Origin of the sequence: Kitasatospora sp. NPDC092286 (assembly GCF_044755565.1) — a bacterium.
Taxonomy (GTDB): domain Bacteria; phylum Actinomycetota; class Actinomycetes; order Streptomycetales; family Streptomycetaceae; genus Kitasatospora.
On sequence record NZ_JBIVRD010000051.1, the window covers coordinates 47,247 to 54,725 of the forward strand.

The 7,479-nt window shown below is 69.9% G+C and carries 7 protein-coding genes; 2 read left to right on the top strand and 5 right to left on the bottom strand.

Features of this window, described 5'->3' with window-relative positions; translation table 11 throughout:
- Window positions 1-18 precede the first annotated feature (18 nt).
- Window positions 19-1,569 (bottom strand): alpha/beta hydrolase, encoded by a 1,551-nt coding sequence (locus tag ACIQIB_RS34850; protein WP_400762937.1) that lies wholly within the window; start codon window positions 1,567-1,569, stop codon window positions 19-21.
- 428 nt (window positions 1,570-1,997) lie between these two features.
- On the opposite strand from ACIQIB_RS34850, the gene ACIQIB_RS34855 reads away from it, so the two are divergent.
- Entirely contained in the window at window positions 1,998-2,351 is a 354-nt protein-coding gene (locus ACIQIB_RS34855) for a beta/gamma crystallin domain-containing protein (protein ID WP_363606113.1), read from the top strand.
- Window positions 2,352-2,661: 310 nt separating this feature from the next.
- Here the strand turns inward: ACIQIB_RS34855 and ACIQIB_RS34860 are convergent, their stop codons facing one another.
- Window positions 2,662-3,108, bottom strand: coding sequence for a hypothetical protein (locus ACIQIB_RS34860; protein WP_363606114.1), 447 nt, complete (start codon window positions 3,106-3,108; stop codon window positions 2,662-2,664).
- A 790-nt stretch (window positions 3,109-3,898) separates the two neighbouring features.
- The gene (locus ACIQIB_RS34865; RefSeq protein WP_400652587.1) at window positions 3,899-4,123 is read right to left on the bottom strand and encodes a DUF397 domain-containing protein; all 225 of its coding nucleotides are present in this window, start codon (window positions 4,121-4,123) and stop codon (window positions 3,899-3,901) included.
- A gap of 361 nt (window positions 4,124-4,484) precedes the next feature.
- On the opposite strand from ACIQIB_RS34865, the gene ACIQIB_RS34870 reads away from it, so the two are divergent.
- Window positions 4,485-5,672 carry an ATP-binding protein gene (locus ACIQIB_RS34870; RefSeq protein ID WP_400762939.1) on the top strand — a complete coding sequence of 396 codons (1,188 nt, stop codon included), beginning with the start codon at window positions 4,485-4,487 and terminating at the stop codon, window positions 5,670-5,672.
- A gap of 20 nt (window positions 5,673-5,692) precedes the next feature.
- Here the strand turns inward: ACIQIB_RS34870 and ACIQIB_RS34875 are convergent, their stop codons facing one another.
- Both ACIQIB_RS34875 and ACIQIB_RS34880 read right to left on the bottom strand, forming a co-directional pair.
- Window positions 5,693-6,091, bottom strand: coding sequence for a DUF4440 domain-containing protein (locus tag ACIQIB_RS34875; RefSeq protein WP_400762941.1), 399 nt, complete (start codon window positions 6,089-6,091; stop codon window positions 5,693-5,695).
- Window positions 6,092-6,654: 563 nt separating this feature from the next.
- A complete protein-coding gene (locus ACIQIB_RS34880) occupies window positions 6,655-7,218 on the bottom strand; it encodes a hypothetical protein (protein WP_400762943.1) in 564 nt (187 codons plus the stop codon).
- Window positions 7,219-7,479 lie beyond the last annotated feature (261 nt).

The following is a 7,479-nucleotide window of genomic DNA, read 5'->3' on the forward strand; positions in this document are numbered from 1 at the left end:
GGTCAGCCGGGTCGGGGGTCAGCCGGGGAGCCGGCCGGTGAGGAGGAAGGCGGTCAGCGGGTCGCGGACGCGCGGGTCGGCGAAGTCGACGCCGTGGCCGGCGGCGTCGACGGTGAGCAGGGCGCCCCGGTGGCCCAGGGCGCGCCGGGTCCGGCGGGCGCCGGTGAGGGGGGTGTCGGGGTCGCGCAGGTCCTGCAGGAGAAGGATGTTGCGGGGGCCGGCGCCGGTGATGCGGACCGGGGGTTCGGCGGGGCGGTAGTGCCAGAAGGCGCAGGGCCAGACGTTGCCGGGCATGCCGTTGGTGAGCGGGTGGCGGATGCGGTCGGCGGCGGTGCGGGCGGCGTAGTAGGCGCTGTCGCGGGGCCAGGGGGTGTCGCCGCACAGGACGGCGTCCTGGGCGGCGATGAAGTTGTCGGGGACGACACTGGGCAGGGGGCCGGCCGGGCCGTCGGCGGCGGCCGACAAGGCGGCGGCCGGGGTGGCGGCCGGGGTGGTGGGCGGGGTGGCGGCGGCGCGTTGCCAGACGGCGGCGGCGGTCGGGTAGTAGGCGGGTGAGACGAGGGTGGCGTAGGTGACGGTGCGCAGGGCGTTGCCGGTGAGGACGCGTCCGTCGCCCAGGACGAGGGGGGTGGTGTCGAGTCGGGCGGTGAGGCGGTCGTAGGTGGCGCGGACGGCGGCCGGGTCGGCGCCCAGGTGGAGGGTGCTGTCGTGGGCGGCCAGCCAGGCGGCGAGGTCGGGGAAGGCGTCCTCGGCGCCCTGGCCGAGCAGGCCGAGGGCCTGCCGTTCGCCGCCGGGGGCGACGACGCTGTCCAGGACGACGCGGTCGGTGCGGGCGGGGAAGAGGGTGGCGTAGACCTCGCCGAGGTAGGTGCCGAGGTAGGAGATCCGGGGGTCGCCGAGGGCGGCGCGGACGCGGTCGAGGTCGCGGGCGGAGTTGGCGGTGGTGATGTCGGCGAGGTAGCCGCCGGTGCGGGCGGCGCAGCTGTCGGCGACGCGGTGGGCGTGGGCGAGGTTGGCGGTGATGGTGCCGTCCGGGGCGGGGAAGGGGTAGGCGAGGGCGGCCGAGCGGTCGGCGGGCGGCAGGCCGCAGGCGACGGGGGTGCTGTTGCCGATGCCGCGTTCGTCGAGGCCGATCAGGTCGTCGTGGTCGAGGACGGCGGGTGGCAGCTGGGTGGCCATCCGGCTGGGGTGGTCGAGGCCGGAGCCGCCGGGGCCGCCGGGGACCACCAGGAGGTCGCCGTGGCGGTGGGCGGGGGTGGCGGTGCGGATGCGGGAGATCTCCAGGGTGATGGAGCCGGCTTCGGGGTGGCGGTAGTCGCGCGGCACGCGCGGGCTCGCGCACTGCTGGCGCGGGTCCCTGGGGGTGACGGTGCCGTTGGCGTTGGGGGTGGGCGCGGGGCAGGCGCCCCAGGCGAGCGCGGTACGGGCGGGCGCGGTGCGGGCGGGCGCGGTGGCCGCGGCGGCGGGCGGGGCGCAGGTGGGGGCGAGCAGCAGGGCGGCGGCGGCCGCGGCGGCTGCGGTCGCCGCGCGGGGGCGGAACGGCCTTGTACGGTGGGTGAGTTGGGGCATGGTTCGGACGGTAGGGGGTGGACGGGGCGGTGGCTTGGACCCGTGGGTGGACTGCCCGCGCCCGGGTCTCCACCCGTTCCTCCACCTGTCCCCGTCCGGTCTCCACCCGGGTGCCGGCGCCCGGGCGGCCTCGCTGATCGCGTCGTCCGGCGCCGCACAACGGCGGCAGTCACGGTCACCGGCAATCATGCTCGAATCATGCCAACTCCCCCAATCAGAACCGATCCGGACATTCTGGGGCGGATTTCAGCCGGGGACCGCAAGCGGATTGCCGTGCACAGCGGTCCTACAGGATCGTCGTTGGTGTAAGCACGAAACGAGACGTGATGGCCGCACTGCAGCGGTCATTGAGATGCTTTTCAACACGACGCCGCCCACGCCGGTTGCGAAGTGACCTCCCCGTTCGGCATTCGAATCAAGGAGAACTTGTGATCTCAAAAACGAAGAAGGTCGCGCGTTCCATGGCCGTGGCGTTCGCCGCGGCCGCCGCGTTCACCCTGACCGTGCCGACCGGCAACGCTTTCGCCATCGACCATGTCGAGTGCCGCGGCGGGGAGGACTTCCTGAAGATCTGGTCGCACGACGGCGGCCGCCAGAGCGTGGACTGCTACGCGAACGGCGGAAGGACCTCCTTCGGCGGGTGGTGGGTCGACAGGATCTCCACGGGGAACAACGACTTGATCTACTACGACGACAACGGCGATTCGGTGAAGATCACACGGTGGACCGACATCTCCTTCCCGAACCGTCCGCCGAAGGTCAAGGACATCGAAATCGTGTGACGGGTCAACGGGCCGGCCGCCCCGGGACGGCCGTTCTCACTGATTGTCCATTCCGGGACACCGCCGCCCCGTATGCGCGATGTCGCCCGAGCGCAGGGGGAGGATCTTCGCTGATGCCTTCCGAGTGGGCCAACGCACCTGCCCCCTGGTTCGGAGGGAGTACTTCGAGTCGGGGCGCTTGATCAGGCGGTCGGCTTCGCGCCTACGTCGGGGGGCGAACACCTGATCCGGCGTCAGCGTCCGGTCGGGGAAGGGAACGAATGGTGCTCCCTCCGGGAGTCTCCGGAGGGAGCACCACAGGCACTGCGGGTCAGTCCGACTGCTTGATCACGCCGTCGACGGCGGGGTGGGACAACCGGTATTCCGGATCACCGGAAGCGAGCGGACTGACCGCCCCGTAGGGCAGATCGAACTCGGCCCAGTAGAGCCGCATCGCGATGACGTAGCTCTCGACGGAACCTGGCTCCAGGAGGAAGACGTCGCCGCTCGGCCCGATCTCTCCGATTCGGTGTTCGAGGTCGGCCCGTTCACGGTCGTCAGCGCGGCGGACGTGGATCGGACCCATGTCCTTCCAGCACGAGATGCGCTCGACACCCGCGAAGAACAGGTCGAGAACCCGCACCGGAGAACCCCCGGGAGTGTCGTCGTCCAATTCCGGAAATCCGCGGATCACGGCGCAGGTGTGGCCGTGCCGGTAGTCGACGAGGCTGAACTGACGCCGGTCGGTCACATTGAGTTCGGCGGGAATGGCACTCACTTCCTCTTCACCATCGTCCAGCTGTTCACCCTGGGGCTCCAGCGATAGAGGCCGGCCTTGTCCATGAGACCTGCTTCATGCACCCGGACCAGCTCCCGCTGCGCAGCTATCGGCCTGTCGGCGCCGGCCCCCACGGCGGACGGGCCGGAACGTGCGCGGGCTCCCCCGGAATCCCCCGCACTCGGTCCAGCGCCTCGCTCACATTCTCCCCGCTCGAATGCACCACTGCCACCGAGACCCGAATCCTACAGGGATCACACGTGCCAGCGAACTATAATCGGCGTAACCGTGTGATCGGCAATAGTTTTTTGCGCCTTCCCGCACCCACCGGGCTCTCTCACGATGAAGTGGCAGCGCGCCAGAGGAGTCTGCTGCGCGTTCAACGAGGCACAGGACGACGTGCCCCCTGAGCCCGGCCGAACGCGGCCGGCTGACCGAGCTGCCGACCCGGCTCCTGGTCCACCACACGAAGGCGGCGCCGCGCACCGGCGGGAAATGACCACGGACGGCGCGGGAGAACACGGCGGCGGAAACCCCGCCGCAGGGTTCCGGTCGGTCACCGCACCGGCCCGCACCGTGCCCGGGGCTGCGCGGGCGGCCGAGGAGGACGTCGGCCAGGACCAGCAGCACACCCGTCGGGAGGTCTCGGCCATGGTCACCCAAGAGGGGGCTCGGCATGCTGCTGGTCCTGCGGATCGACCGCGGCCGTGAACAGTGGACCAGCCCCAAGTACGGTCCGGCGCACCCCTCTTGCGCCGGACCGCGGCCGTTGAGCCGGGGGCGGGGACCGTCAGACGAGACCGAAGCCGAACTCGCCCGCGGCAACAGCCGTGATGAAAGCCGCACGGGCCCCGGCGGTGAGAACCAGCGCCGGACCCCCGGGGTCCTTCGAGTCACGCACGTACGAGACCGCTTCGCCGGGAGTAGCGAACTCGACGCAGTCGACGTTGTTGCCGCTGTAGCTGGACTTCTTGAACTCCAGTCCGGCCGCAGCGGCGTTACTGACGTGGATCATGCCTTGAGCCTGCCCCTCTGGTCGGAAATGAAGCGGAGCGATGCGTCGACGCTCATGGCCTCGGCCGCAACCTGCCTGAACTTCGCCCGGAAGAACTCCACGTTGGCGGGACCACCGACCCGAACCCCGTCGAGTAGACCCTCGATGAGAACGACACCCAGGTCCCTCCCCGACTCGGCATCAGCCCGGCATTGCTGGACGCCCCCGGTGGACACCCAGGCCGCCCGTGATCACAACTGGCGGTTTCAGAACTACATGGCGCCGACAGAAGGCACCGTCCCGTGCACGCGGGCGTACACGGGACGGGCACATCATGGCAACAGGCACACTCCGGCGCACCTCTTGCGCCAGACCGTGACCGTTGAACCGGGGGCGGGGACCGTCAGAGGCCGATGACGTCGCGCTGCTCACCTCCGAGCTGGTCACCAACGCGCTGTCCCACGGGAAAGGCGTCGACGACCTGCCGATCAAGGTGGAGGCCGGCGACACCGGCGCGCTCCGGGCCTCGGTGACCGACCCCGGCAACGGAACACCGCAGGTCCGACAGGCGGCTGACATCGACTCCGGCGGGCGCGGCCTGGCCCTGGTGAAGGCACTGGCCACCGACTTCGGCTGGAAGCAGCTGGTCGGCGGAGGCAAAACGGTCTGGTTCACCCTGGAACTGGAGGACCCGTTTCCCACCGGTACGGGGCCGCGGCGACATCGGTCGGCACCGGGCCCGGCCCGCGGATCCTCGCGCCCGACGCCCACCGGCGGGTGGCCGGCCCGCGGCCGCTGCCACAGGTGCGGGCGTTCCACCGGCGGGCGGCGCTGCACCGCCCGGTGGCCGCCGCGTGAGCGGGTCGCCGGCCGGCCGAGAGCGGCCCGTGTACCGGCCGCAGCCCGGGGCCGGTACACCGCGCGGTCGTTCGACCGGCGTGAGGAGCGCGCGTTCGACCGGATGCGCCGGGAGGAGGACACGGCCGACCTGGCACCGGCCCCTGAGGACCTGGCGGGCCTGGTGGACCTGCTGGAGAAGTTCGTGAAGGTCAAGGTCGATGAGCTGATCGGTCCACACCGTGCCGACATGCGGGACATGCGGGACGTGCGGGAGGCCGCGAAGGCCTCCGCATACGGTCCGGCTCCGGCCCGGCGGCCCCGCCGCCGCGGACAGACCCCCGGTGGCCCGCTGGTGCTCACGCGGGCCACCGGGTACCAACCCCCGGCTCGTCACCGGCCGGGTCGTGGAAGAGCGCTGTGGCACCCCTGGGGGCCACACCCCCGCGAGCGCGGGCGCCGTACCGCGCCGGCACCAGCGGCAACCAGCCGTCCGTCACAACCGGGCGGCACACCAGACGGGGCCCTGCCCGTAGGTGCGGGCACCTTGAACGGGCCGGGCCCCACCCCCCTCGTGCCGGAACGCAAGAGGAACGGACACAGACAGACATGGACAGCGAGAGAGCCCGCCACACGGCGGCTTCAACAGCCCCGGCAGCGACGGGCCTGGGGATCGAGGGGCTGCGGGCGATCACCCGGACCGCGTTCGCCCCCGTCGAAACTAGAACAGTGAGGCCCCACGGGCTGCTGCGCTCAGGGCTGGTCGTACCAGGAGAACGCCGCGATCCGCCAGCCCTCCGGGGTGCGGACGAACTGGATGGTCTTGGTCCCGCCACCCTCGAACGGCTCGCCGTCCAGAACGCCGGCCTTACGGTACTCGCCGAAGCGCGACGCGATGTCGCCCACGATCTCGGTCCGCTCGAAGGTCTCCCACTCCGAGAACTCGACCAACCGCCCGCCGGCGAGCAGGCGTTCGCGCGGCTCGATGAACTCGTCCACGGTGTAGACCGTGTACTTCGGCCCGGTCAGCACGATCACACCACCCGAAATGACCAGCCGACGGATCCGGCTCACGTCCGCGACCTCGCCGCCGCGGTTGTCGAAAGCCCCGAAGAACTCGGCGGTTATCGCATCAATCTCGATCTTGGACATGGTGCGACAGTAACACCGGAAGGGAGCAACGGACATGGCGTCGAAGCCACTTCGGCCCAGCACACCCACCAGATCACACGACTTTGCGACAGCCCTGATCCACGACCAGGACACCACCTTCACCGACGCCGTCACCCACACGGGCAGACACCCGCTGACCGAACACCTGCTCACGAACGAGGACTTACCGCCCACCACCGGCGAAATCACCGACCCCACCCTCCGACCGACCCACCGCGCCCCGACAACGAACCCGTCAGCACGGCCGACCAGCACGACGACCGCCGACCCGTCGCAGACCCGAACAACCACCGCATCACACCAGACCCGCCAAGCACCAGGCCCGGCAAGCACCATCGATACACCCGGACCTCCACACCAACAACCCCGCCACAGACCAACCCTCGCCAACCACCCGAGAACCTCCGACACTTCACCAGACACCAACTACAGCCAGGCACCCCACCGAGATCAGGTGGACCATGATGCACCGGCCCAAGCCGCGGCCCTGGTGGGCAGGCAGGACGCAGCGCCGACGATCCGGAACACCGCGCCGCCGTCGCCTACCCGGCGTCAGGGACCCAGACCGTTCTGTCCTCCGCGGATGCGAGCAGGTCGGAAGTCGGATCCGACAACACCTGGACGAGGAACTCGGCCATGCCCCCGTCCGCTTTCGACCAGGCCCGGGCCGCGGGCGCCCCCCGGAACCACACAACCACCGGCCACCGATCAGGATCTGGATCGCCCGTCAGCCAGAAGCAGCGATCCCCGTTGTAATTGCAACCCCACTCAAGCAGCCCGCCAGGATCCGGGAACATCGGATACGGGAAGAGATCGGGATAGCTCGCACGCAGCCCATTGAACATCGGACCAACTTCAAGGATCGTACGAGCAACCATGCGCGCGAATCCACCGGAAGCCCATCCGACCGGCCCTGCAGTCAGCGGTGAATGAACCCAAAGTTCACCGCCGATGGCGCCTCGGCCAAACATGTTGATGAAATCCTGATAGTCGGCCGGAAACTCCAATCCGACCTCGACCAGTGAACCATTCCAGGGCACCTCGTAGCCCGCACCGGAACCCGGAACATTCAGCAGCTCGACAAGGGACGCCACCGAAACATTCACCTAAACCCTCCTGTCCGTCATCAGTAATTGCACCAGGCCGCCACCTGGAGGCGTTGACCCAGACCACCACTCAACGACAACCCGGCAGGCCACGACTCCCACAGAACCACTGACCCTATGCCTGACCAGCGAGAACACGGCGCCCCCACCCGAAAAGACAACAGCTTCTGAGAGGGCGGTTCGAGAGTTGATGTCCGTTTCGAGTTGAGGTTGGGGAGAGGGCTGCTGGCTGCGGGGGTTCGGTCGGCTACTGCTTCTTGG

What these genes read in the sequence shown, in the direction of transcription:
- ACIQIB_RS34850 (WP_400762937.1), bottom strand. Translation starts at nt 1,569, where the DNA reads ATGCCCCAACTCACCCACCGTACAAGGCCGTTCCGCCCCCGCGCGGCG.
- ACIQIB_RS34865 (WP_400652587.1), bottom strand. Translation starts at nt 4,123, where the DNA reads ATGATCCACGTCAGTAACGCCGCTGCGGCCGGACTGGAGTTCAAGAAG.
- ACIQIB_RS34875 (WP_400762941.1), bottom strand. Translation starts at nt 6,091, where the DNA reads ATGTCCAAGATCGAGATTGATGCGATAACCGCCGAGTTCTTCGGGGCT.